Source organism: Variovorax saccharolyticus, from assembly GCF_030316765.1.
GTDB lineage: Bacteria > Pseudomonadota > Gammaproteobacteria > Burkholderiales > Burkholderiaceae_C > Variovorax > Variovorax saccharolyticus.
The window spans coordinates 18350-42094 of record NZ_JASZYT010000014.1 but is presented as its reverse complement, the minus strand read 5'-3'; the positions used below and the strand labels follow the sequence as shown (position 1 = coordinate 42094).

Below are 23745 nucleotides of genomic sequence, written 5' to 3'. Positions count from 1 at the left end.
GCCATCTCAGCCCTCGGCCGCAGCCACGACGAAGCTGTCTTCGGCGGCTTCGACCGCCGGTCCGACCACGCTCACGCGGTAGACACCAGGGGGCGGCGGCGCGAACTCCGCATCGAACCAACCGTCGCGGCCGATCCGCGCCTTGGCGCGCTGCTCGCCTGCAGTTCCACGCAACACGAGCTCGAACGCCACATCGGTGCGCACCGGCCGAACCCGCACCGTGACCGGCAAGCCTTGCTCGACGATGTCCTCGACCTCGAGCGCGACCTGGGTCTTGGGTTTGAGGAAACCGCCCAAGTCGATCGTGGTGCCCGTCAACACACCCTTCAGATGTGCCAGCACCGCCTCGGCGTTCTGCAGCGAGCCATGCTGCGTCGCGGCATACATAGCGGGAATCGCGGGGCCGCTCATCTCGCCCGGAATCGCCGACACCCTCGGCACGGTTCCGTCGCCGCCCAAAAGCTGCCCTTTGTGGAGCTCGCTCAACGTCACGCCGCCGGCGCCGTTGGCCGTCGCCGACAGGAACGTCTTCTGGGCTGTCCCGACAATCGGGATGGTCTGATACCCGCCGGCGTTGAACGCATCCAGTTCCCTGTTCGACTTCACGGCGGATTCGATCGCGCGATGAAACTTCAGCGCTTCCGCCGCTCGCGCCGCATCAACGCTCGGAATTCCACTGACTTCTCCGACCCGCGCCAGTTGACCACTGCCGTTGTCCCAGCATTCGAACACCGGCAGCAACTGGTAGACGGACGTGAACTCGCGAACCAGCGGCGTCAGGTCCATCGGGCCCTTCTTCATGCCGTTGGCCAGATTGTCCAGCGCGTTCAACGAACCGCGATACGGCGTGCCGAACGTGATCAAGGCCCGCGTGTCTCGCCAGCCTTCCATGTTTTCGATGAACCAGCGGCTTACCAGCCCGCCCATCGAATGCGCGAGCAGGATCAGTTTCGCGTTGGGATGCCCGGCCTCGCGCCGGGACTTCAGCCAGCCGTGCGTCGACCGCGCGAGCTTGCGCGCAGCGACCCGGTTGTCGCGCCGCCAGTCGTACGGAAACCGGAAGAAGTTCTTGCCCTCGGTCAGATCGAAGTTCGCCAGCAGCATGTCGACGATCGCCGTGTAGCCGTCGATCTTCCACAGCCCCGCGAGCAGATGCAAATCGGGCATCAGGCCGCTGGCATGGATGCCGTCGCCCAGATCGTCGACCTCCGGGTCGTCATGCGGAAGTGCCAGTTCGCGCCGGATCGTCGCCGCCCCGGAGAAGAGTGCCTTCGCGATGGTTCCGGCCGAGTAGCCCCAGACGACCTTGCCATCCCCGTTCTGCAGCACGCTCCCCGTAATGCCTGGCAGGAGCACGATCACATCGGACATCTTTTCTCTATCAGGCATGTCGTCTCCGACGGCAAGGATTCAACGATTATGGATGAGGCCACCGGAGCGTAGCAAGCCGAAACGGAGGGCCCTGCGAATCGGTTCGAGCCGCGTCGCTGCAGCGCTCCTTCTCAGTCAGGAGCAATCCCGAGACGGATTCCGACCGAATGAAAGCCTTCCTCCAATTCAGCTTGGCGAACGCGCCGGCGCTCCGACGCCGGATCGTCGACTGCCATCCCGAACCGCTGGATCTGCGAACGAGCGAGTGGTTGGCTGGCGTGGCAACGCGGCTGCGCCACCAGGGCAATGCGGAAGATGGAGTCCATCCATTTCCTGGGGGTGTGCAGTGCAGCAAAGTAAGCTTCGGGAATGGAAACTGGGGTGTCTTCCGGGCAGGAGGTCCTGCAGCTGCGCGCAGTGCTGCGGAGCATCAGCCCGCTGATCTGGCGGCGCCTTCTGCTGCGAGGCGATACGAGCGTCGCCCGGCTTCATCAGATCCTGCAGGTCGCGTTCGGCTGGCAGGACATGCACCTGCACCGTTTCGAGATTCGAGGTCGCGAGTACGGAGTCCACCAGGAGGGCGGTATCTTCTTCGACACCGACGCACACGAAGCCCTGATCGGCCAACTGAAGCTGCGGCGCCTTGAGCGATTCACCTACGAGTACGACTTCGGCGATTTGTGGGTGCACCCTCTGGACCCGAACCGGGTTTATCCGGTGTGCATCGAAGGCCGGCGCGCCGCACCCCCAGAGGATTGCGGCGGTCCGCATGCGCTCATGGCCACTCGGTTCGAGTACATCTTGATCGGCGAGAGCTGGTCCCGGCACGAGTTCGAGGATCTTCTCGACGGGGTAGAAGACGAGGAATGGGACGTCTTGCGCCACTACCACCCCGACCGCTTCGATCGGCGCGCCGTCAACCGAAGGCTCGCCGCTTTGGCTGCGCGATCTCAGGAAAGGTGAGCCCCATGAGAGTCATCGTTCAGATTCGCATTGAGGGGGCCGAGTCGCGCCCTGTCACCGTGCCCCTTCACACCATCGATCATCCATGTGATCTGCTGCAGGATGTCGGACTCGGCCTCGGTGACGCCAAGTCCAATCTCGGCAAGCTCCAGCAAACGCTTGTGCGCCAGCAGCTGGAGCGCTACCTGGCAGACCGCAGGGGCTGTGCGCACTGCGGCAGGCCGCGGGCGATCAAGGGCTACCACCCGCTGCGTTTTCGCACTGCCAACGGGGACATCGCCCTGCGCAGTCCCCGTTGGCATCGCTGCCGCTGCGAGCAATGCCGGGAAGCCACGTTCTGCCCGCGAGCGACCTCCTGACGGTGCACACGTCGCCGGAACTGGCGTACCTGGAAGCCCAAGTGGGCGGCGAAAGTCTCCTTCGCGGCCGTCAGGGCGCTGCTGCAGGAGGTGCTGCCGATCGAACATGGATTGCATCAAGAGACTATCCGCCAGCACGTCATGGCCACCGCAGAGCGTCTCGAGGCGCAGCTCGGCCCGAAGCAGTTCGCTCACGACGGCGGCCCCCAGCGCGAGATCGAAGCTTCGCCGGAGCCTGCCGCTCCGATCACGGTGGGGCTGGATGGAGGCTACATCCGAGGCCGAGACCGCCTGCCTGGCGCCAACGGTTGTTTCGAAGTCATCGCCGGAAAGAGCATTCCGCAAGAGGGTGTGGCCAAGGTCTTCGCCTTCGTTCATCGAGTAGACCGCAAACCCAAGCGGCGGTTGCGCGCCGTGCTTGAGTCGCAAGGCATTCTCCCTCGTCAACACATCACCTTCCTTTGTGACGGCGGCGACACGGTGCGCGAACTCGGCGCGTTCGTGCACCCGCGATCCGAGCACATCCTGGATTGGTTCCATGTCGCCATGCGCATCGAACAGCTCCTGCAGACAACACGAGGGGTGCAAGGCGCAGAGAAGGAAGAGCTCCTTAAAAGCATTGAGCGCGTCAAATGGTTCCTGTGGCACGGAAACGTGTTTCGCGCCGACGAAACCTTGTACAACCTGCTTGAGGACATCGCAGATGTACGCGAGGAGCAGCGCAAAGCGGGCCTGCCGAGTTCGGTCGTGCTCAAGAAGCTTGAACGGGCGCTGGATGAATTCGCGACCTACGTCGACAACAATGCCGGCGCTATCGTCAACTGCGGGGAGAGGTTCCGATGCGGGGAACGGATCTCCACCGGCTTTGTCGAGTCCGCGGTCAACCAGGTGATCTCCAAGCGGTTCGTGAAGAAGCAGCAGATGCGCTGGACGCCGCGCGGAGCACATCTGCTGCTCCAGGTTCGCACCCAGGTCCTGAATGATGAATTACGAGCGTCCTCCGAGAGGTGGTCCCGCGCCTCGGCGCTCAGGATCAGGCGCCCCCGGCAGCGACACGCGCGGAGTCGCCGGTTGCGGTGACCCGCTGCATGCGATTTCCAGTCTCGCCTGGTGCTGTTTCGCGAGGGGCACTCTGGCCCCCCGAGGCCCATTTCCGCCATGATTCGTGCATGAGGATCGTCACTCTCCGCGGGGGGCGTGCTTTCCTGGCAGCAAAATTTGCCCCGCCGTCTGCCGCCTGCGACACGCTGACGAGCTCGGCCGCGCTCATGAAGGCTACCGGTAGTACCGTGCGCAGTCGGCTCCTGCACGACACGCTAGCGACCCAATTGACGATGACCGCCCATGATATTGCAAATGGTCTCCATGCCGTTGGGCACATGGTAGGTGAGTTTGGAATTGTCGGAACGCTTGCCATCTTTGTCGCATTCCTTGTGGCAGTGATCGTCATCGCTGCTTGGTCGTCCCTGGTTCGCTGGATGATCGCGCCAGAGCGTTCCACGCCCATTGCCTACATCGGCGGAGTACTTGCCGCCATCGGGGCGATGACGTTGACTCAGCTTGTCACTGGAATGTTGGAAGCTGAAGGCAGCCTCAAGGCATGGTTTGTACTTGCATCACTTGCCTACGGATATTGCATTCGACTAGCGCGGGATCGTCAGATTGTCGCGATTGCCCTCGTCGGTCTAGTTTCTGCTTGGGCTACCGGGTTATTCGTGATGCGCGACGACCTTTCCAGCTTCAACATTCCTTACTACTTCGCCGCTTTCTCCGTGGCTGGGACCTTGCTGGGCCTTCTCTTAGCCAAAAAGTGACGATCGCATGTTTAGGAACCCCTCAATTCGACATGCCAACGCCGCGTGACCGCTCTGCGGTGGAGCAGATCATCCAGCAAAGCTTGAAGTCGTAACAGGAGCCCTGAATGGCGCGGTGACCGGAGCGCGCGAGCAAACATTCGTCAAAAAATTCGAAGGCGGTGCTTCAGTTCCCGCATGGACCCGAACGACTTCCCCCTCCTTCGCGCCGCCGCGCGCAGCCCGTCCAGGCTCGATGCCGCCCTGCCCACCATCGCTCAGGCCGTCTGGGCCGACGAGATCCGCAACGTGGCTCTCCAGGAGGCGAAGTCGGTCCTCTCGAACGCGGTACATGAAGCATGGGGTCGGTACGTCAACGATCGGCACTTCTCGGGCGAGTCGTGGCGCAGCGGCAGCATGACCGACGAGCTTCAGGATCTCTACTACAAGGTGAACGTCTACGGGCTGCACGGCGTGCACGCCGCGGCGAAGCGCGTGGCAGCTACGAAGGCCGAAGGGCCCGCCGTCGACGCGATGCGCGCCGTGTTGCAGGAACTGCTGCCGCTCGCCCAGGCGGTGACGGGGCTGAAAGACAAGATCGTCAAAGGTCGCGCGCCCTCGCAGCCCCGGCCGCCGGCGAATCCCGACCAGCTGCGCATGTCCTGCGGTGCCGCGCGGGTCCGGTGCCCGGACCTAACCGAGCTTTCGGTGCTGGTGCGGGAGCGCGGCGTCAAGACCCTCAAGAAGATCACGCGCGACATGCCGGAGTGGATCCCTGCGTTCGCGCTGGCCGACGCCTACAACATCGAAGGTCATGCCCGTAGGGTGGCCCTACTGGAACCTGTCTTTCCCAGGCGAGATGACCGACGGCGGCCCGTGGTCAGGCGCCGCGTTGGTCTGCGGCGAGCACGAGCTGCTGAGCGCCATCAACGACCGCGTTCGCCAGGTGGAGCACGCCGGCGAGTCGACGGCGGTGCTGATGGATCGGCTGCGGGGCGGCTCATCGCCGGCGGCTACCCCTCAAAAGGGCTGAGCAAGGCGCGCTATGCGGCCGGACCGATAGAAACAAGCTCCGCCCAGTTGCTTGCGCTCCGGACCTTCGGGCGCATTTGCCCTAGGTAGATCATGGCTTGGGTCTGGTCCTTGAGCACGTAGACGCCAAGCTGAAGGTCGGGCTCGCCGAGCCGCGCCGGCAGCTCCTCGTCCCAGCCTTCCCCGGGGCTTGGCCACGGCGCCATGACGTGACGACCGTCCCCGTGGGTGAACATGACCCAGGCCGATCCGTCCCGCAGGCCGTAGTGGACGAAGGCCGACCGTGGCTTCCTCCAAGCAGCCCATGGGGATTCATCGACCTCCTCGGCTGGTGGCGACGGGGAGCCCTGTGGAGGAGGCGGCATGTCCGTCCACTGCGTGGGCCGCGCCGCAAACTGCGCGCGTTCGTGTTGAAGGCGCTTAGCCCGCTCCTTCACCTGCTCGCTGACCTCCGAGATCTTGGAGTTCGCATCTGGCAGGCGAATCCATTCGAGCGTTGCAGCGGCGTCGATGTGTTGAACGGCAGACGACAGGTCCTTCAGGGCCTCCGCGCCTGGCGGAAGAGGGACGTTGACGAGAAGCATGCCCTCATGCGATGGGGCCGGCCTCAAGTTGGCCGTCGAGACCGAATCCACCTCGACGTAGAGGCGCACAGCGGTCCCGCTTGAAAGGCGCAGGAGCCCGACCGGGGCATGCTGCAGGAAGCGCGGCTCCCACATCTCAACCCTTCCTTCCCCGGCTTGCCAGGTGACGGTCTCCTGCAACTGCGGTAGCGGAGGACGTGTGCTCACGGTCGCCCTGTAGACCGGCAGCGTGGGAAAGACCCGTTGCTGGAGCCGCTCGATTGCAATGCGCCTGAGCAGGTTGACGGCGCCGGCGAAGCAGTCGGGACGTTCCTGGCTGGCTTCGTGGGCGAAGTACCACCTGCGCACATCGCCTTGTTTCGCCACCAAGGGAGACCCGCAGGCAACGCAGCGGCAGCCGCACTCGGCCCCGCGTGGTACATCGCCCACGAAGCGGATCACGCCGTCGGCATCAAGTCCAGCGAAGATGGACAGGGAGTTCATTTGGGGCGTCTCATAGGTCCAGTTTGCACGCGAGAGGGCTGCAACAAACTGCCTCCGCAGTTTCGCGGCCCCAAGTCGCATGCTAGACGCTCAGCCGGGCTGCGGAGGAGGCGGCGGTTCCCCCAGGGCATAGGCGAAGCCCTCGGGCGTCAGGCTGCGCTCGAACTTGGCGCTGCTCGACAGTCTGTGCATCTTCGATCCCTCGATGGGCTCCACCGGTGCGATCGGCAGCTCATTGCGGAAGTTGCCGTAGAGCTCAGTGCGCTTGGTGTAGTTGTCACCGAAGTGCCAGGGATCGAATTTCAGCAGGGGCGCGGGGAGCTTGTTCTGCTTCCGAATACGTCTCACCGGGTTCTCCATCACCCAGACAGGCGGCCGGAACAGCTCGATCGTGCGTAGGGTCTGGCGGACGAGTTCGTTGCTTGCCGCCGTGCGGCCGTCCGCGTCCTTCACCCTCCACCATTGCGCGCCGCTGCTTGCGAAGTCAGTGCACGGGGGCTGAGCAAGGATGGCCCAGACGTCGTCGTTTCCGTGCTGCTCGAGCAAGTTCTCCGCGTCGAACAGGCTGATGTCCCCCCCGGTCTGGAGGTCGTAAGTGACCACGCTGTAGCCCGCGTCCACCCAGGGCTGCGCGAGCACGCCTGATGCGTCGAAGAGGCTGATGACGGTTCGGTGCGCGTTGCGTCCCCCGATCTCGCCGCGCCCCTGGCGGGCCGCCTCGGCCTTCCACGACGCGAGTAGAGCGCCGGCGGTCGCTGTCGATATGAAGGGCATGCCCTTGGGTGTGCGGCACTTCGGACTCGTGCGCGGTAGCGAGATCGGCTTGATGCGAGGCCGAAAGGTGCCCTGCTGACGCATGGCGTCGCCGCGGGCTTGGCCTCGTTGTTCGGCCGTGGAACGGACGACTGCATTGAGCGCATCGGCGAAGCAGTCTTCGCCGGCCAGGATGTTGACTTCACCCTCTGGGAACAGCTCCACGGTGGTGGCGCTGCTGCTGCCGGATGATGCAAGGGCTGGAACGTCGGCGGCGTCGGATGCGAGATACATGCAAATCAAAATAGCAAGGTCGAATGCATTCGCGCAAGGCACGGTGGATCGCGGCCATCCCACTTTGGGCCGCTACGCACTTGCGATCCGGTACAAACTGGAGGCTGTAAACATGAAAAACAAACTGCGTTGCGTATTTCTGCAGAACAGCCTATAGTTTGTAATCGCAAAAAACAGCTCAAACCTTGTATGCCTGACTTCGTCGTTCGCACGCCCGAGCAGTTGCCCGGCCTCCTCCAGGCGTTTCGCAAGCAGAGCGGCATGACTCAGGCCGAGGCCGCCGTTCGACTGGGGGTGACCCAGCAGACGATGTCCGCACTGGAGCGGAACGCGGAGAAGGTCAGCGCTGCCCGCCTGATGAAGCTGCTGAGCATCTTGGGTGTTGAGCTGGTGCTGCGCAAGGACGAAGCACCCGCAGCTCCCCAGTCGGCCAGCGCCGGCGACCCCACTCCGATCTGGTAAGCCCATGGGTCGCCGTTCTCATACCCAAGCGCTCGGCCTCTGGATGAATGGGGCCCGCGTAGGCACTTGGCGCATCCACCCTCAGACAGGCGACGTCCTGGAGTACGACGCGCATTGGGCCGTTGCAGAGCAGGGCCGCCCTCTGTCACTGTCCCTTTCCTTCATGCCGGGTGGTGCGCCGCATCGCGGCGAACGAGTTCGAACCTACTTCGAAAATCTGCTGCCCGACAGCGACGACATTCGAGCCAGGATCGCGAGGCGGTACCAGACCAAGTCGACCGAGGCCTTCCCGCTGCTCGCCGAGATTGGACGCGACTGTGTAGGCGCATTGCAGATTCTTCCGGACGGCGAAGTCCCGGCAGGCGTGGGGCCAGTGCAAGCATCACCTTTGGATGAGAGCATGGTCGCGCAGGTGTTGCGCAACACCGTGTCGCCTGCGCTCCAAAGTCTTGGCGACGATGACGACACGTTCCGGATTTCGATCGCGGGCGCCCAGGAGAAAACCGCACTCCTGCGTTTCGATGGCAGATGGTGCATGCCCCACGGAGACACGCCCACAACGCACATCTTCAAGCTCCCACTGGGCCTGGTTGGCGGGATGAAGTACGACATGAGCGGCTCAGTCGAAAACGAGTGGCTCTGTGCCTTGATCCTGAAGGCCTACGGCCTTCCGGTGGCATCTTGCGAGCCGCTGGAGTTCGAGGACGTGAAGGTCCTGGCGGTGGAGCGCTTCGACCGCAGCTGGTGGAAAAGCCCCGCAGGCGACATGCGGCTCATCCGACTTCCTCAGGAAGATATGTGCCAGGCCAAAGGCGTGTCGCCGTATGCAAAGTACGAGGCGGACGGCGGCCCGGGCATTGACAGCATCATGGAGGTGCTGGATGGGTCGATGTCCCGTGAGGATGACAAGCGGACCTTTTTCCAAGCGCAAGTGCTCTTCTGGATGCTCTGCGCGACCGACGGGCACGCGAAGAACTTCAGCTTGTTTCTGCGGCCCGGGGGCCGATACCAGCTCACGCCGCTGTACGACGTGCTGTCGGCCTACCCGATCCTCGGGGATGGACCGGGGAAGCTGTCCCCTTTCAAGGCCAAGATGGCTATGGCGATCCGCTCCAAGAATGCGCACTGGAAGATGCGCGAAATCCTGCGCCGGCACTGGCTGGCTGTCGGAGAGCGGCACGGGGTGACGACCCCAGACGGGCGCGGCGTGAGTTTCGTGATTGACGAGTTGGTGAACCGCACGCCGCAGGTGATTCAGCAGGTGCGAGCGCAGTTGCCGAAGGATTTTCCGGAGTTCTTGGCCCAGCCCATCCTCAGCGGGCTTCACGAAGCCGCCAGCAAGATCTCGAACTGACGCTCACATCTTCGGTCGGGGCCTGATCGCTTTCGGTGGATCGCCGCTCAGAGCTTGGGCTTCCAACGGCAGGCTGGCGCGGGCGATGCGGATCGGCTCGGGTTCGCCGGTGATCGTCACGACCACGCGAGTCCAGCCGTCGGCTGTCCGCCCGAAGACGGCCGTTCCCTCCACGCCCGGGGTGCGTGCGGCGCGCAGGATCCGAGCGTCGTTGACCTCGAAGTCATCAGGCCCGTAGACGAACGGGATGGTTTCGGTGGCGCCGCTCATGCGCAATCGTACCGTCCGGCCACGGCGGCGGCGTTGGGCAATGGCACGTCGAGGTACACCGTGTCGCCGGCCGGCACGGCTGCGCACAGCGCGGCGTACAGCGCGTTTGCGATCCCTGACGTGTCGGCGACCAGCGGGCCGATCTTGTGGCCCTCGCGGCAGCGGCGGATCAGACCCCATCCCGCGAGCTTTCCATCCGCGAGCCAAGCCAGGCCGGTGGCGTCTGGCATCGCCGTCCAGCAGTGCAGGAAGGCATCGCGCGGGGCCGGGAAGACGCGACGGTCGTCGGCGCACAGTGCGGCGAAGTCCACGTCGGCGAGTGGCACGATGGGCGCGTTCGCGTCGAGCATTGCGGCACCGGCCGCGCCGGCGAAGCGGACGTTTTCCAGGCCAGCACGAAACCACTCTTGCGATAGTTGTCCTGCTGCGCGGGCACGCCGTCCAGGCCCACGACCTGGCCCGATAGCCGCTGCATCCCTGCCGTCCAGAGGCGAAGCCCGATGCCGCGCCCGCGCCAGCCGGGGCGCACGATGTACAGGCCGATGAAGCCGAAGCGGCCGGCATACGAGACGGCGGAGATGCAGCCCACCGCTTTGCCGTCGCATTCGGCGACCAGGAAGCCATCGGGGTCGGCGGCGTGGAAGCAGGCGGCGTCGTGCAGGCCGGGATTCCAGCCCTCGTCCGCGGCCCATTCGATGGTCATCGCGACTTCGTCGCGGCTCATGGTGCGGATGGAGCATTCCATGCGCGGCATTTTCGCGCGGCTTGCGTTCGCCGTACCCGGGATCTGCCGCGTTGGGCCAGCAACGGAGCGCCCAGGATCGCGCCGCCATCGTGAATCTTGCCCTCGTACCGCTCCCTGCCGCTGCGGGGACGGGGTGTGCTCGAAGCTTGAGAGAGGGCTGGCCGTCAAGCCACTCCACTGAGTCGTTTGCATGCATAGCAATTGCGCTACAATCGCCCAATGAAAACCGCCCAGTTGCCTCCCGTGCGCGTCGAGCCGTCTGTGCGCGCGGAAATCGAAAGTGTTTTGCGACAAGGCGAATCGCTGTCGCAGTTTGTCGAGCAGGCTACGGTGCAAGCTGCGCAGCGTCGCAAGGCGCAGCAGGAGTTTCTCGAGCGGGGTCGCGAGTCGCTGGAACGGGCCAAGCGTAGCGGTCAGTACTACTCTGTCAACGACGCGCTCGATGCGATGCAGGCTCGCCTGGATGGACGCCTGCGAAACAAGCGAGACAGCGCCGCAAGTTCGTGACTTACACCGTCGTGCTGACGCACGAAGCACTTGAGGATCTGATCCGTCTCGAGGACTTCCTTGTCGAGGCTGCGCTGCAGCGTGGGGACCTTGATCTCCCGCGTCGCGCAGTGGAAGCGATTCGAGCCGAGTTCCGGATATTGGAGACCAATCCGTTTACCTGCCGCATTGCCGACAACGATCGGCTTGAACGCGAGTTGGTCATCCCCTTCGGCGCATCGGGCTACGTGGCTCTCTTTCGCATCATCAGTGATCAAGAAGTCGCCATCGCAGCCATCCGTCATCAGCGCGAAGATGACTACCACTAGCTCCTGCAGGATCGCATCACGCGCACCTCGGCGCAGGGCTGGACCGAAGCTGCAGGCGAACTGCGGGTCCGGGCAGCGCCCCGGACTTCACGCCCACAGCGCCCGCCGGTGCACGGACAAGGTCTCTGCCAGTTTCGCCACGTTTCGCCAGACCTGTCGAGGAGGCAGATGGGCGCGGGAGGCCTCCTCCTCCACGGCCATCACGACGATCGGCACGGGCGCCTCATCCAGCAAATGGGTCAAGTGCGGTGCAAACGACGCCGGCACCTCACCGCTCGCCAGGGCCTGCTCCAGCGCCTCGGGGGCCAGTTCACGCGCATAGCTGACACTGGCCGTCTTGGCCGCCATCCACAGGCCGCGCTTCTTGCGCCGCGCCTGCGTATCCGGTTTGGGGCTGTCCAGGCCCAGCACTGCCATCATCTGCCCCACGCGGTTGACCCAGGTCGCTCAGCGCGCCCTTTTCCAGCCCGACCAAGGTTTGACGAGACAGGCCGGTCTGGTGCGCCAACTGCGCTTGGGACAGGCCCAGTTCAGCGCTTCCCCAAAAATGCGGTCGCTGCACCGATTCATATTTCGCATTAGGGTTTTCCCTGTTTGCATACGTATGCAAGTCTCCCACATTGCATACGTATGCAAACTTTGGACAAGCAGGAAAACACATGATCAGATATCTCAAGCGCGGCAAGGACGTCCAGGTCCGCGCCGATGATGACGCCAAGGTTCGTGCCACGGTCGAGGGCATCATCCAGGCCGTCGAGGCGCGCGGCGATGCAGCCGTGCGCGACTTCAGCCGCCAGTTCGACAACTGGGACCCGACCGATTTCCGGCTCTCGACCGACGAGATCGAGAAGGCGCGAAAAAGTCTCTCGGCCCGGGAGATCGACGACATCACCTTCGCCCAGAAGCAGGTGCGCAACTTCGCGCAGATCCAGCTCGACTCGATGAAGGACGTGGAGGTCGAGACCTTCCCAGGGGTCATCCTGGGCCACAAGAACATCCCGGTGAACGCGGTCGGCTGCTACATCCCCGGCGGCAAGTACCCGCTGCTGGCCTCCGCCCACATGAGCGTGCTGACCGCCAAGGTGGCGGGCGTGAAGCGCGTGGTCGCGACCGCGCCGCCCTACCAGGGTGCGCCGCATCCGGCGATCGTGACCGCCATGTCGATGGCCGGCGCGGACGAAATCCTGGTGCTCGGCGGGGTGCAGGCCGTGGTCGCGATGGCCGTCGGCACGCAAAGCATCGCGCCCGTGGACATGCTGGTCGGTCCCGGCAACATGTATGTGGCCGAAGCCAAGCGCCAGCTGTATGGCCGCGTCGGCATCGACCTGTTCGCCGGGCCGACCGAGACGCTGGTGATCGCTGACGAGACCGCCGACGGCGAGATGTGCGCGGTCGACCTTCTGGGGCAGGCCGAGCACGGACCGACCTCGCCCACCGTCCTGCTGACCACGAGCGAACAGCTCGCACGCGACACGATGGCCGAGATCGAACGTCAGCTCGCGATCTTGCCGACCGCCGCGATCGCCTCGGTGAGCTGGGCCGAATACGGCGAAGTGATCGTCTGCGACACGCAGGAAGAGATGCTGCAGAAGGCCGACGAGCTCGCCTTCGAGCACGTGCAGGTGATCACGCGCGACCCCGACTATTTCCTGCAGCACATGACGAACTACGGTGGCCTGTTCCTGGGCGCGCGCACCAACGTGAGCTTCGGCGACAAGGTGATCGGCACGAACCACACGCTGCCGACCAACCGCAATGCGCGCTACACCGGCGGACTGTGGGTCGGGAAGTTCCTCAAGACCTGCACCTACCAGAAGGTGCTGACCGACGAGGCCAGCGCGCTGATGGGCGAGTACTGCTCGCGCCTGTGCCACATGGAGAACTTCGCCGGCCACGGCGAGCAGGCCAACCTGCGCGTGCGCCGCTATGGCACCCGGGCCGACGTGCCGTGGTATCAGCCGGTTCCGGCCCTGGAGGCCTGAGCATGCTGCCGCGTGCGCCGAACTTCCGCATCGACGGGCGCCGCGCGCTGGTGACCGGCGCCGGGCGCGGCATTGGCCTGGCTGCCGCCGCGGCGCTGGCGCAGGCCGGTGCCGCCGTGACCCTTGCCGCGCGTTCCGAAAGCGAGCTGCGCGAGGCCTGCCGGCAGATCCGCGCCGAGGGCGGTCGCTGCGACCACCTGGTGCTGGACGTGACCGATGCGCAGGCGGTGAACGAAAAGCTCACCGCGGCGGGGCCGTTCCAGATCCTCGTCAACAACGCCGGCCTGAACCGGCCGAAGCCGTTGGTGGAGGTGGAAGACAGCGACATCGACGCCGTTTTCGACCTCAACGTGAAGGCCGCCTTCTACGTGACCCGCACGGTGACGCGCGGGCTGCTGGCGGCCGGCCTGCCGGGCTCGATCATCAACATCTCGTCCCAGATGGGCGTGGTCGGGAGTCCGCGCCGCACGCTCTACTGCGCCAGCAAGCACGCGATGGAAGGCATGACCAAGGCCTTGGCATGGGAGCTGGGGCCGGCGGGCATCCGCGTCAACACGGTCTGCCCGACCTTCATCGAGACCGCGATGACGGCCGGCATGTTCGCGGATGCGAGCTTCCGCGACTGGGTCACCTCGAGGATCGCACTGGGCCGGCTGGGCCAGGTCGAAGAGATCATGGGCGCCATCGTGTTCCTGGCGAGTGACGCCGCGAGCCTCATGACCGGCAGTGCGCTGATGCTCGATGGCGGCTGGAGCGCCGCATGAAGTCCAGCGCCACTGCCCAGGAAGTGGCACGGCTCGCGCAGGTGTCGCAGTCGGCCGTCAGCCGGACCTTCACGCCGGGTGCCAGCGTGTCCGAAGACACGCGCAACCGCGTGCTGGCCGCCGCCAAGACGCTGGGCTATCGGCCCAACGCGCTGGCGCGCAGCCTGATCACGCGACGCAGCCGGATCATCGCGCTGGTGATGAGCTACCTGCAGAACCAGTTCTATCCGCTGGTGATCGAGAAGCTCTCTCAAAGCCTGCAGAAGCAGGGCTACCACGTCCTGATGTTCATCAGCGACCTGGAGGAGACCGACGGCGTGCTGGCCGAGATCCTGCAGTACCAGGTCGACGGCATCGTGATGGCCTCGGCCATGCTGTCGCCCGACCTGGCGCGGCAATGCGCCGAATCGGGCGTGCCGGTGGTGCTGTTCAACCGGGTGCCGGACATCAGTGCATTCGCACGCCACAGCACCAGCTCGGTGACCTCCGACAACCATCGTGGCGGCCGGATGGTGGCCGAACTGCTGCTGGCGCGCGGCCATCGCCGCATCGCTTTCTTGGCCGGCCTCGAAAAATCGTCGACCAACCTGGAGCGTGAGCGCGGCTTCAACGAGGTGCTGGAAGCGGCGGGCGTCGCGGTGTTCCGCCGCGCTGTCGGCCACTACAGCTTCGAGCTCGCGAAGGAGGCCACGCGCGAGTTGTTCGCCGGGCCCGATCTGCCCGACGCGGTGTTCGTCGCCAATGACCACATGGCCATCGCCGCGATGGACGTGCTGCGCCAGGAACTCGGCCTGCGCGTGCCCGAGGACGTCAGCGTGGTCGGCTTCGACGACGTGCCGCAGGCGTCCTGGGGCGCCTATCGCCTCACGACCGTGGTGCAGAGCGTCGAGGACATGGTCGAGGCCACGGTTGAACTGCTGCACGAGCAGATGCGCGAGGGCACGCACCCGCGCAACGTCGTGATTCCATGCCGCGTCGTCGAGCGCGACTCGGTGCGCGCGGCCGGCTGAGCCGGTCCGCGCTGTTTCATCTTTCATCCATTCGAACAGGAGACTTTCATGATCCCACGCATCCGCGCATTCGCCGTGGCCGGCCTGGCCTTGCTGGCGCTGGCGGCCGTCCCGGCATCGGCCCATGCGCAGCAGGCGCCGGCCTGGCCGACCAAACCGATCAAGTACGTGGTGCCCTTCTCGGCCGGCGGCGTCTCCGACGGCGTGGCACGGCTGGTGGCGCAGCATCTCGGCGAGCGAATCGGCCAGCCCGTGGTGATCGAGAACAAGCCGGGCGTCTCGGGCATCGTCGGCACACAGTCGGTCGCTCGCTCGGCGCCCGATGGCTACACGCTGATGGGTGGCACCATCACGACCCACGCGGTCAATCCCTTCTTCAACAAGAACCTGGGCTACGAGCCTGTGAGCGACTTCGTGCCGGTGAATCTGGTCGGCATGGTCAGCAACGTGCTGGTGGTGCCGGCGGGCAGCCGCTTCAGTTCGGTGGCGCAGATCGTGGCTGAACTCAAGGCCACGCCCGACAGCCTGACCTACGGCACCGCGGGGGCTGGCACCTCGCAGCATCTGTCGGGCCAGCTGTTCCAGAGCATCACCCACACCCGCATGCGACAGATCATCTACAAGGGTGGCTCGCAGGCGATGGTGGACCTGGTCGGCGGCCAGATCGACATGGTGTTCGAGACCGTCGCTGCTGCACGGCCGATGATCGACGGCCAGCGCGTGAAGGTGCTCGGCGTGACCTCGAGCCGGCGCCTGGCCGGCTTGCCGGGCGTGCCGACGCTGGCCGAAGCCGGGGTGCCTGATTTCGAGATGCAATCGTGGCAGGGCGTGTTCGCGCCGGCTGGAACGCCGAAGCCGATCGTCGACCGCCTGAGCCGCGAGATCGCTGCAATCGTCGCGTTGCCCGATGTCCAGGAGAAGCTGCGCAAGCTCGGCGTCGAGCCCGACGGCCGCAGCTCGGAAGCCTTCACCGCGTTCCAGCGCGCCGAGATCGCGAAGTGGGGCAAGGTGATCCACGACGCCGGCATCCAGGCCGAATGAAACCATCCCACCCGGACCCATCGACATGAAGAAGAACAGAACTCCTTTCCTGCCGCTCACGCGCGGCGCCCTGCTGCGGCATGCAGCCGCGGCACTTTCGGTGCTGGCGTTCGCCAGCGCCGCCATCGCACAGAGCGCTCCCGCGGCCGCTGGCCCGGGTGGTTATCCGGCGACGGGCCGCGTCGTGATCGTCGTGCCCTTCGCGGCCGGCGGCGCCACCGACATCGTGGCGCGCCTGGTCGCCGACGAGCTCGGCAAGCGCTGGGGCACCGCGGTCGTGGTCGACAACAAGGCCGGCGCGGGCGGTGGCATCGGTACCGAATACGTCGCGCGCGCGAAGCCCGACGGGTACACGCTGCTGCTCGGCACCCAGACCGCGCTGTCGGTCAACCCGACCTTGCTCAAGAAGATCGGCTACGACGTCGACAGGGACTTCGCGCCGGTCACCCAGCTTGCGAGCACGCCGCTCGTGCTGCTGGCCGGCAACAAGTCGGGCGCGCACAACGTGAAGGAGCTGATCGCCCTGCTCAAGGCCAAGCCGGACGCGTTGTCCTACGGCACCAGCGGCAACGGCACCTCGCAGCACCTGACCACCCTCATGATGCTCAACCGCATCGGCGCCAAGGCAGTGCACGTGCCCTACAAGGGCAGCAGCCAGTCGCTGGTCGACCTTGCCGGCAACCAGATCGACATGCAGTTCGACAATATGACGACGGCGCTCGCCTTCGCGAAGAACGGCCAGGCGAAGGCACTCGCGGTGACCAGTCTCGCCCGCTCGCCGCTGCAGCCCGAGTTGCCGACGCTCGCGGAGGCGGGCGTGCCCGGCTTCGAGGCCGTGACCTGGCTCGGCCTGCTCGCACCCGCCAACACGCCGCCCGCGGTGGTGAACTGGCTCAACAAGGAGGTGGTTTCGGTGCTCGAATCGCCGTCGGTCACGAGCCGCCTGGCGGCCCAGGGCTTCACGCCCAAGCCGATGACGCCGGAGGCGTTCCGCAAGTTCATCCAGGCGGAGACCGTCAAGTTTTCCGAGCTGATCAAGACCAACAACATCACGATCGACTAGTTTGACGATGCTCACCGTCGAACTGATCCGCAAGCTGCGCTCGGTCGACACGCCGACGATCTGCAATGCGCTCGAACTCGCCATGGGTGGTCGAAGCGCGCAGGGCTTTACCCACGGCACGCTGATCGCAGCGCCCCAACCCCTGGCGCCCATGCTCGGCTTTGCGCGCACCGCGCGCATCCGCGCCGCGGCGCCCTCCCCGCTTCCAGCCGCGGAACTGCGCCAGCTGCGGCTCGACTACTACCGCCATGTCGCGCCAGCGCCGGGCCTGCCGACCCTCGTCGTGATGCAGGACCTCGACGAGCGCCGCGGCACCGGATCGTTCTGGGGCGAGGTCAACTCGGCCGTGCATCAGGCGCTGGGCGTCGCGGGCGTCCTGACCGACGGCTCGGTGCGCGACCTCGGCGACCTCGCGCCAGGCTTTCCGATCCTGGCGGGCAGCGTCGGCCCTTCGCATGCTTTCGTGCACGTGGTCGACATCGGCGAGCCCGTCGAAGTGTTCGGCTTGCGCATTGCGAACGACGACCTGATCCACGCCGATCGCCACGGCGCGGTCCGGATCGCGCCCGAATGCCTGCACGCACTGCCGGCCTGCATCGAACTCGTCCAGCGCAAGGAGGCGCCATTGCTGGCGGCCGCGCGCAGCGGCTCCTTCGACCTCGCTGCGCTCGAGCGGGCGATGCGCGCGGCCGACGACATCCACTGACTACCCGAAGCACACACCATGGACATTCGCCATCCTCTAGACACGCGCCTGCCGGCCATGCTGCGCAGCGGCCGACCCTTGCGCGCGATCTTCAATTCACTGCCCAGCGCTGCCATCGTCGAGATGTGCGGCTATGCCGGCTTCGACTTTGTCGTGATCGACAACGAGCACGGCAGCGCGGGCCACGAGACCACCGAACACATGCTGCGCGCCGCGCGCGCGAGCGGCATCGTGCCCGTGGTGCGCTGCCTGCGCCAGGACATCGCACGCGTGCTCGACATGGGGGCGAGCGCCGTGCAGATCCCGATGGTCGAGAGCGCCGCCGAGGCGCGGGACCTGGTGCAACAGGTGCGCTACCCTGGCATCGGGCGTCGCGGCAGCGCGTTCAGCTCGCGCGCCGCGGGCTATGGCGCATTCGCCGGCGCCGCCCACACGCAGCGCAGCAACGAGGGAATCGCACTGATCGTGATGATCGAGACCCCCGAGGCCGTGGAGCAGGCGGCCGAGATCGCGGCGGTCCCCGGAGTCGATGCGGTCTTCGTTGGGCCCAACGACCTCTCGCATTCGATGGGCTTCGGCAACGACTGGAAGTCGCCTGCTGTCGAAGCAGCAATCGAGCGGGCGCTGCGCGCGGTCTCGGATGCCGGCAACTGCGCCGGCATCATCGCCCTGACGCCGGAGGACGAAGCAAGGTACGGGCAATGGGGCGCGCGCTATTTTGCGACGGTCGTATCGAGCGTGATCACGCAGGCGCTGCGGCAAGCGTCGACCGCGGGCGGGCGGGCCAAGCCGGTCGAAGGCATGACCTATTGATCGACGATGAATCATTTCACGCGCGTCTTCGCCTGGAGCATGGGCACGCCGCGGAGCTAAAAAAAGCCAGGGGCGCCCGACGCTCAACACGGCGAAGGTCAACACTGCTTCCTCGGGCATTCCATGGGACCTGGGCGTCATGGTGGGCGACCCCGGTGTGATTGCCACGCATGGGAGTAACCCACTTCTCCAAGAAGAAATTTACGCTAACGGCATTGGGCCATTAGATTCCGCTGACGCCAAGAGGCGCAGAAGTGGCGCTTGCTTACCCGCGGTACGTGCGAAGCCGGGGTTTTCTATACACGTGGCAAGGGACATGTATAGGTAATGACGTTTTTCTATACACGTTTGCCCCATCAATGCTTCAATCCCTGCTCGATCTGGACCCCACCCCGTTCGACCGGCCCGACATCCTCAAGGCCGTTGCCAAGGCCGCACGCAGTCTGGCCGAGCTCAAGGGGGTGGCGGAGACGGTCCCCAACGAGGGGATTCTGCTCAACACGCTGGGCATCCAGGAAGCCAAGGATAACTCGGCCATCGAAAACATCATCACCGAGGTGTTCCGAGGCGAGCGGTCCGAAGCCGCGGGGCCGGCAGCCAAGGAGGTGGAGAACTACCGGGCTGCGCTTCGCGTTTGCTTCGAAGATGTTCTGAGCTCACGGCTGCTCACGGTGAATCAGATCCTCACCATCCAACGCACCCTGGAGGGCAATGACGCAGGCTCCAGGACGCAGGCAGGCACGAAGCTCTTGGCTTCGGACGGGCGCACGGTCTACACGCCGCCGCATGACCCCGCCGAGATCGTGCGACTGATGGCGCCCTGGAGCGGTTCATCAACGATGATGCGTTGCTGAACGCGGACCACTGGTGAAGATGGCGTTGATGCACCACCAATTCGAAAGCATCCACCCGTTCTATGACGGCAACGGGCGCACGGGCCGCATCCTCAATGTGCTGTACCTCGTCAAGCAGGGGCTGCTGCGGGTGCCGGTGCTCTACATGAGCCGCCACATCGTGAGCACCAAGGACGAGCAAGGGGTCAGCGAACGCCTCGCCCAGGCGCTGCCCCGGGGACCGTCTCGGTCACCGCGTTCGAGCGCTGGGGCTCCCAGTCCGACACCAAGGCGCCTGCGGGCGAGACGCGGCGCATCCTGTACTACGACATCGACCTCAAGCTCGAAAACGCATTCGATTTCGGCGCGTGGGATGCGCCGGGGGTGGCGGGCCTCGTGTCCGCACTCGGCGCCGGGCCGAAGGGTCTCAGCGGCATCAACGCCGGCGGCAACAAGGCCGGCGACATCGTGCGCGCGCACGGCACGGCGCTATACAAGTGCGATGGAGACCGCTGGGTGGCGGCCGTGCCCGGCGGCTACACGCAGGCTACGGCGCCTGCATACGCCACGAACGCGCCGCAGGGCGCGGCGGCGATCCTCGACGCGATGCGCAAGGTGGTTGATTCCGTCCCGCGCGGCGCTGATCCCGCCCAGCGTGCCGTGATCGAGGAGGAGCTGGGGGCGGCCTATGCGACGATCCGGGCGCGGCTTGCGCGCGCCGCGGACGGCTACGCCATCGCCGCCGGCCCGGAGCACGGCCAGTACCTGCGTTTCGCGCAGGCGTTCGCCGAGGGCTCGCGCATGGTGCCGCTCATCACGCACGGCGGCGAGGAGAACCTGAGACTGGTACGCGAGGGCAAGGTTTCGCTCGCCCTCGCGCAGGGCGACGCAGCGTTCGACGCGTACACCGGCAAAGAGAATTTCGCCGCGGACGGGCCGCACGCCGCGCTGCGAGCCGTCGGCAGCCTCTACCCCGAGCCGGTGCACGTTCTGACGCGCGCCGATGGCGCCCCGGCATTGGTGGCGGATCTCCGGGGCCGGCGGGTCGCCATCGGCCAACCGGGCTCCGCGTCGCGCACCACGGCCCTGCGCGTGCTCGAAGCACACGGGCTGGGCATCAAGGACATTCAGCCGCTCGAGTTCTCGCTCGGCGATGCGCTGGTGGCGCTGCGGCGGAAGGAAGCGGATGCGGTCATCCAGGTGATCGGCGTCCCTGCGGACAGTATCCGCGACGCACTCACGGAGATCCCGCTGCGCCTCATCCCACTCTCGGAGCGGGCGATCGCCGCGCTCGTCGCGGCGAACCGCGGTTACGTTGCCTACCCGATTTCGCCGGGCGCTTATGCCACCCAGAACCAGGGGGTGCGCACCGTCGCGACCGCCGCACTGCTGGTCGCCGGCACCGGCCTTTCCGATGCCGAGGTCGGTACGCTAACGCGTGAAGTGTTCGAGAAGGGCCGTGATTTCGCGGCGCGCGGCAGCGCGCAGGGCACGCAGGTTTCCGCGGCCACGGCGCGCAAGGACCTGCTGATCCCCCTGCACATCGCTGCGGGCAAGGGGCTCGATACGATAGAGTCAGGCGCGGCAGCGGCGGTGCCGGCACGTCCAATCAAGTAGGCGAGCAACGCGGGTCGCCGCTCGAAAATGCACGCAGTCGCAACGCAAGAGTCGGTTATTGTTTGGCCATGCCCTCCCCGGACACCGCCTCCTCTCCGCTAAATCGCAACGACCGGCGTCCGATGCAGGACCGGGCCCGCTGCGGCCGCGCGTCATTGGATCAGGAGCCCGGGCCTGCCAGCCGTTTCGGCGCGGCGGCCAGCATCATCGATCGCCTCGACCTGCGGCCTCTGCACATGCGGCAGCGTCGGCCATGGTGGCGGTTCTGGTAGCCGCAGCGCCTGGGTGACGCCAGCCGACCTCTTGATCGTCAGGCCGCCTGGACGACCGCGGCCAGCTTCTCGAACAGTTCCTGCGCCAGGTTGAGGTCGCGGCGAGCGCCTTCGGGCGTGGCGTTCACCATCACCGAGACCGTGGCGTTGCGGGACACGAGGTTCATGGTGGTGATCTGGAATCCGACGCCGCTGCCGGTGTGTCCCCACCAGTCACCGATCTGCCCGATCCCCAGGCCGTAGCGGTCGTACTCGGGGCCGTTGGTGACCTTTTCGCGCGCGATTTGCGCAGACCCTGGCGTTGCGCACTGAGGAGCGAGCCGAGACCCAGCGCGTCGCCCCACACGAGCAGGTCGGACAGTGTGGATGCGATGGCGCCGGAACCCGCCAGTGAAGTCGGGCAGACGAGCGGCTGATCGTCGATGCCACCCGTGACGACGTCGACCGCATAGGGCGTGGGGTGGGCGGCGGCAGCTTGGCCGACGTCGGATAGCTCGTGCCGCTCAGCCCAAGCGGCCTGAAGACGCGCGCGGCCAGCACCTCGCCCAGCAGCGGCCCGGTCACCGCTTCGATCACCATGCCGAGCAGCACCGTGTTGGTGTTGCTGTACTGGTAGTGCTCGCCGGAAAGAAAGGCCGGCGTCACGGCGAACGAGAAGGCCACGAGTTCCTGCGGTGTCCAGATGTGCAGCGTGTCCTTGGCAAAGACCTCGAAGAAACCCGGCAGCATCGAGTAGTCGGCCTGTCCGCTCTGGTTGCCGGCGAGATCGGCCAGATCGATCAGGTTGCCAGCGGGCACGCCTGGCCCGCTCCAGTCCCTCGCCATAGTCCGCGATCCGGCAAGCAAGCTGGGCCTGTCCTTCACGGTCGCTGGCCAAACTTACGCTGTCAGGTCCATCCCTGTCCCACAGATTGCCGGGCGGGCCGCGCTCCTCGAACACGAGGGAACGGAGGCTTCTTTGCGGTTGCGCCCACGCTGTCAAGGTGGTCAGGAAACCGGAACACGGTTGACCAACTCGGTCCCCGCCTCGAAGGCACTGATGCTCTCGATCGTGGTCTGCATGATCTGCCCGATGGCCTCCTGGGTGAAGAAGCCCTGATGGCCCGTCACGATCACGTTGTGGAACGACACCAGCCGCTGGATCACATCGTCCTCGATGATGGTCGACGACAGGTCCTGGAAGAACAGGCTGGCTTCCTGCTCGTAGACGTCGATCGCCAGTCCGCCGAGCTGCCCGGTCTTCAGCGCGGCGATCGCAGCCTCAGTGTCAACCAAGCCGCCGCGGCTGGTGTTGATGAGGATAGCGCCGCGCTTCACGCGTGCCAATGACTCGGCGTTCACGATGTGCTTTGTCTCGGGCGTCAGGGGGCAATGCAGCGAGATGACGTCGCAGTCGGGCACCAGGTCCACCGTGCTCATATAGTGCCCGCCCATGGCCTCGAAGGCAGGGTTGCGGTACTGGTCATAGCCCAGCACCGTGCACCCGAAGCCCAGCATGACGCGCGCAAAGATGGTGCCGATCTTGCCGGTACCGATCACGCCTACGGTCTTGCCGTGCAGGTCGAAGCCCATCAGGCCGTCGAGTTCGAAATTGCCGTCGCGCGTGCGCGCGCTGGCCCGCGCGATCTTGCGGTTCACCGCCAGCAGCAGGCCGACGGCAAACTCGGCCACCGAATACGGCGAATAGTCGGTGACGCGCACGACCTCGATGCCCAGCCTTGCGGCAGCCGCAGCGTCGATCTGGTTGTAGCCGGTGGAACGAGTGGCGACCAGCCGCGTTCCCTGCCCGGCCAGTATGGCCAGCACTTCGGCATCGACGCTGTCGTTCACGAAAACACAGACAGCCTCGCAGCCGGCGGCCAGCGACGCCGTATTGGCCGTCAACCTGTCTTGTAGGAACCTCAGTTCATGCAACGCCCTGGTGTTGGCCGCCGTCAGCAGGGTCTTGTCGTAGCTTCGAGTACTGAACACAGCTGTCTTCATGAGATCTCCTGGCGTGATGCGATCGCTGATCTCAGCAAACGGGGACCAAGTGCCCCGTTGTACCGCGGGACTGCGCTTCCGTCGAGGCGTTGCATCTCGACGGCGTTGCCGCACTCGGCTTTGGTCGGGGACGATCCGTGGCAAAGGTGTCACCGCACCCACGTCCGCGAAGGTCAAGTTTTGCAAAGCAAGCGACGGTTCGCGGAGGCAATCGTCAATGGCTGCTATCGTCAGCCGCCGACGTTCGATAGGCCGAAGGCGAACAGCTTCAACCAGGTTTGAAGCAGTCCAAACCGCGGTCGGAGCGAAGGGCGGGTCTTGGCAGACTGCAGGCGGTCGCGGTCGGGACTTGCTGAGCTGTAGTGATTGCACATCTGCGCATC

Annotated in this window: 29 protein-coding genes and 1 pseudogene; 18 read left to right on the top strand and 12 right to left on the bottom strand. The window is 65.6% G+C overall.

Translation table 11 applies throughout. The features are described 5' to 3' along the window. Positions 1-6: 6 nt before the first annotated feature. Positions 7-1371 carry a lipase/acyltransferase domain-containing protein gene (locus tag QTI45_RS31500; RefSeq protein WP_286657156.1) on the bottom strand — a complete coding sequence of 455 codons (1365 nt, stop codon included), beginning with the start codon at positions 1369-1371 and terminating at the stop codon, positions 7-9. A 131-nt stretch (positions 1372-1502) separates the two neighbouring features. Continuing rightward, positions 1503-1697 carry a hypothetical protein gene (locus QTI45_RS31495; RefSeq protein ID WP_286657155.1) on the bottom strand — a complete coding sequence of 65 codons (195 nt, stop codon included), beginning with the start codon at positions 1695-1697 and terminating at the stop codon, positions 1503-1505. Positions 1698-1752: 55 nt separating this feature from the next. Between QTI45_RS31495 and QTI45_RS31490 the strand changes: the two genes are divergently transcribed. The 5 genes and pseudogenes from QTI45_RS31490 (at position 1753) to QTI45_RS31470 (ending at position 5608) form a co-directional block, all read left to right on the top strand. Continuing rightward, positions 1753-2334, top strand: a complete 582-nt coding sequence (locus QTI45_RS31490) for a plasmid pRiA4b ORF-3 family protein (RefSeq protein ID WP_286657154.1) — start codon at positions 1753-1755, stop codon at positions 2332-2334. Positions 2335-2339: 5 nt separating this feature from the next. After that, the gene (locus tag QTI45_RS31485) at positions 2340-2693 is read left to right on the top strand and encodes a hypothetical protein (protein ID WP_286657153.1); all 354 of its coding nucleotides are present in this window, start codon (positions 2340-2342) and stop codon (positions 2691-2693) included. Between the two features lie 51 nt (positions 2694-2744). Beyond that, positions 2745-3773, top strand: a pseudogene (locus QTI45_RS31480) (ISKra4 family transposase); the annotation flags it as partial. A gap of 89 nt (positions 3774-3862) precedes the next feature. Continuing rightward, positions 3863-4507 carry a hypothetical protein gene (locus QTI45_RS31475; RefSeq protein ID WP_286657152.1) on the top strand — a complete coding sequence of 215 codons (645 nt, stop codon included), beginning with the start codon at positions 3863-3865 and terminating at the stop codon, positions 4505-4507. Positions 4508-4684: 177 nt separating this feature from the next. Next, the gene (locus tag QTI45_RS31470; protein WP_286657151.1) at positions 4685-5608 is read left to right on the top strand and encodes a hypothetical protein; all 924 of its coding nucleotides are present in this window, start codon (positions 4685-4687) and stop codon (positions 5606-5608) included. On the opposite strand, the gene QTI45_RS31465 is transcribed toward QTI45_RS31470, so the two are convergent. Continuing rightward, positions 5530-6585 (bottom strand): competence protein CoiA family protein, encoded by a 1056-nt coding sequence (locus tag QTI45_RS31465; RefSeq protein ID WP_286657150.1) that lies wholly within the window; start codon positions 6583-6585, stop codon positions 5530-5532. The genes QTI45_RS31470 and QTI45_RS31465 overlap by 79 nt on opposite strands. 90 nt (positions 6586-6675) lie before the next feature. After that, positions 6676-7632 (bottom strand): class I SAM-dependent methyltransferase, encoded by a 957-nt coding sequence (locus tag QTI45_RS31460; RefSeq protein ID WP_286657149.1) that lies wholly within the window; start codon positions 7630-7632, stop codon positions 6676-6678. Between the two features lie 189 nt (positions 7633-7821). Here QTI45_RS31460 and QTI45_RS31455 point away from each other — a divergent pair, with 189 nt between their 5' ends. Both QTI45_RS31455 and QTI45_RS31450 read left to right on the top strand, forming a co-directional pair. Next, positions 7822-8094, top strand: a complete 273-nt coding sequence (locus QTI45_RS31455) for a helix-turn-helix domain-containing protein (protein WP_286657148.1) — start codon at positions 7822-7824, stop codon at positions 8092-8094. Between the two features lie 4 nt (positions 8095-8098). Beyond that, on the top strand, positions 8099-9448 hold the full coding sequence (locus QTI45_RS31450; protein WP_286657147.1) for a type II toxin-antitoxin system HipA family toxin: 1350 nt from the start codon (positions 8099-8101) through the stop codon (positions 9446-9448). Between the two features lie 3 nt (positions 9449-9451). Here QTI45_RS31450 and QTI45_RS31445 read toward each other — a convergent pair whose 3' ends face one another. From QTI45_RS31445 to QTI45_RS31440, 3 genes are read right to left on the bottom strand one after another with little or no spacing between them, the layout of a single operon-like run. Next, complete coding sequence (locus QTI45_RS31445; protein WP_286657146.1) at positions 9452-9718, bottom strand: hypothetical protein; 267 nt, start codon at positions 9716-9718, stop codon at positions 9452-9454. Further along, positions 9715-9948 (bottom strand): GNAT family N-acetyltransferase, encoded by a 234-nt coding sequence (locus QTI45_RS35410; RefSeq protein WP_353621354.1) that lies wholly within the window; start codon positions 9946-9948, stop codon positions 9715-9717. The genes QTI45_RS31445 and QTI45_RS35410 overlap by 4 nt, the downstream gene beginning before the upstream one ends. Continuing rightward, positions 9888-10463, bottom strand: coding sequence for a GNAT family N-acetyltransferase (locus tag QTI45_RS31440; protein ID WP_286657145.1), 576 nt, complete (start codon positions 10461-10463; stop codon positions 9888-9890). The genes QTI45_RS35410 and QTI45_RS31440 overlap by 61 nt, the downstream gene beginning before the upstream one ends. Before the next feature lie 219 nt (positions 10464-10682). Between QTI45_RS31440 and QTI45_RS31435 the strand changes: the two genes are divergently transcribed. Together QTI45_RS31435 and QTI45_RS31430 are read left to right on the top strand one after the other, a co-directional pair. Further along, positions 10683-10970 (top strand): YlcI/YnfO family protein, encoded by a 288-nt coding sequence (locus QTI45_RS31435; protein WP_286657144.1) that lies wholly within the window; start codon positions 10683-10685, stop codon positions 10968-10970. Next, complete coding sequence (locus tag QTI45_RS31430; protein WP_286657143.1) at positions 10967-11278, top strand: type II toxin-antitoxin system RelE/ParE family toxin; 312 nt, start codon at positions 10967-10969, stop codon at positions 11276-11278. The genes QTI45_RS31435 and QTI45_RS31430 overlap by 4 nt, the downstream gene beginning before the upstream one ends. An 87-nt stretch (positions 11279-11365) precedes the next feature. On the opposite strand, the gene QTI45_RS31425 is transcribed toward QTI45_RS31430, so the two are convergent. Continuing rightward, positions 11366-11695, bottom strand: a complete 330-nt coding sequence (locus tag QTI45_RS31425) for a hypothetical protein (RefSeq protein ID WP_286657142.1) — start codon at positions 11693-11695, stop codon at positions 11366-11368. Continuing rightward, positions 11589-11939, bottom strand: a complete 351-nt coding sequence (locus tag QTI45_RS35405) for a helix-turn-helix transcriptional regulator (protein ID WP_353621353.1) — start codon at positions 11937-11939, stop codon at positions 11589-11591. Before QTI45_RS35405 ends, QTI45_RS31425 begins: the two co-directional genes overlap by 107 nt. Here QTI45_RS35405 and hisD point away from each other — a divergent pair. The 9 genes from hisD to QTI45_RS31380 all read left to right on the top strand — a co-directional run bounded on the left by hisD (position 11938) and on the right by QTI45_RS31380 (position 21107). After that, positions 11938-13260, top strand: a complete 1323-nt coding sequence (gene hisD / locus QTI45_RS31420; protein ID WP_286657141.1) for a histidinol dehydrogenase — start codon at positions 11938-11940, stop codon at positions 13258-13260. The two genes, QTI45_RS35405 and hisD, sit on opposite strands and share 2 nt — an antisense overlap. Positions 13261-13262: 2 nt before the next feature. Next, positions 13263-14024, top strand: a complete 762-nt coding sequence (locus QTI45_RS31415) for an SDR family NAD(P)-dependent oxidoreductase (RefSeq protein ID WP_286373767.1) — start codon at positions 13263-13265, stop codon at positions 14022-14024. Then, a complete protein-coding gene (locus QTI45_RS31410) occupies positions 14021-15034 on the top strand; it encodes a LacI family DNA-binding transcriptional regulator (protein ID WP_286373768.1) in 1014 nt (337 codons plus the stop codon). The genes QTI45_RS31415 and QTI45_RS31410 overlap by 4 nt, the downstream gene beginning before the upstream one ends. 48 nt (positions 15035-15082) lie before the next feature. Beyond that, positions 15083-16075, top strand: coding sequence for a Bug family tripartite tricarboxylate transporter substrate binding protein (locus tag QTI45_RS31405; protein WP_286657140.1), 993 nt, complete (start codon positions 15083-15085; stop codon positions 16073-16075). A 25-nt stretch (positions 16076-16100) separates the two neighbouring features. Continuing rightward, entirely contained in the window at positions 16101-17138 is a 1038-nt protein-coding gene (locus QTI45_RS31400; protein WP_286657139.1) for a Bug family tripartite tricarboxylate transporter substrate binding protein, read from the top strand. A 7-nt stretch (positions 17139-17145) separates the two neighbouring features. Then, positions 17146-17844 carry an RraA family protein gene (locus QTI45_RS31395; protein WP_286657239.1) on the top strand — a complete coding sequence of 233 codons (699 nt, stop codon included), beginning with the start codon at positions 17146-17148 and terminating at the stop codon, positions 17842-17844. A gap of 18 nt (positions 17845-17862) precedes the next feature. Next, complete coding sequence (locus QTI45_RS31390) at positions 17863-18657, top strand: HpcH/HpaI aldolase family protein (protein ID WP_286373771.1); 795 nt, start codon at positions 17863-17865, stop codon at positions 18655-18657. A gap of 359 nt (positions 18658-19016) precedes the next feature. After that, complete coding sequence (locus tag QTI45_RS31385) at positions 19017-19511, top strand: Fic/DOC family N-terminal domain-containing protein (RefSeq protein WP_286657138.1); 495 nt, start codon at positions 19017-19019, stop codon at positions 19509-19511. A 375-nt stretch (positions 19512-19886) separates the two neighbouring features. After that, complete coding sequence (locus tag QTI45_RS31380; RefSeq protein ID WP_286657137.1) at positions 19887-21107, top strand: TAXI family TRAP transporter solute-binding subunit; 1221 nt, start codon at positions 19887-19889, stop codon at positions 21105-21107. A 310-nt stretch (positions 21108-21417) separates the two neighbouring features. Here QTI45_RS31380 and QTI45_RS31375 read toward each other — a convergent pair whose 3' ends face one another. The 3 genes from QTI45_RS31375 to QTI45_RS31365 all read right to left on the bottom strand — a co-directional run bounded on the left by QTI45_RS31375 (position 21418) and on the right by QTI45_RS31365 (position 23362). After that, entirely contained in the window at positions 21418-21546 is a 129-nt protein-coding gene (locus QTI45_RS31375) for a hypothetical protein (protein WP_286657136.1), read from the bottom strand. Between the two features lie 46 nt (positions 21547-21592). Beyond that, on the bottom strand, positions 21593-22177 hold the full coding sequence (locus QTI45_RS31370; protein ID WP_286657135.1) for a serine hydrolase: 585 nt from the start codon (positions 22175-22177) through the stop codon (positions 21593-21595). Between the two features lie 189 nt (positions 22178-22366). After that, a complete protein-coding gene (locus QTI45_RS31365) occupies positions 22367-23362 on the bottom strand; it encodes a 2-hydroxyacid dehydrogenase (protein ID WP_286657134.1) in 996 nt (331 codons plus the stop codon). Between the last annotated feature and the right edge of the window lie 383 nt (positions 23363-23745).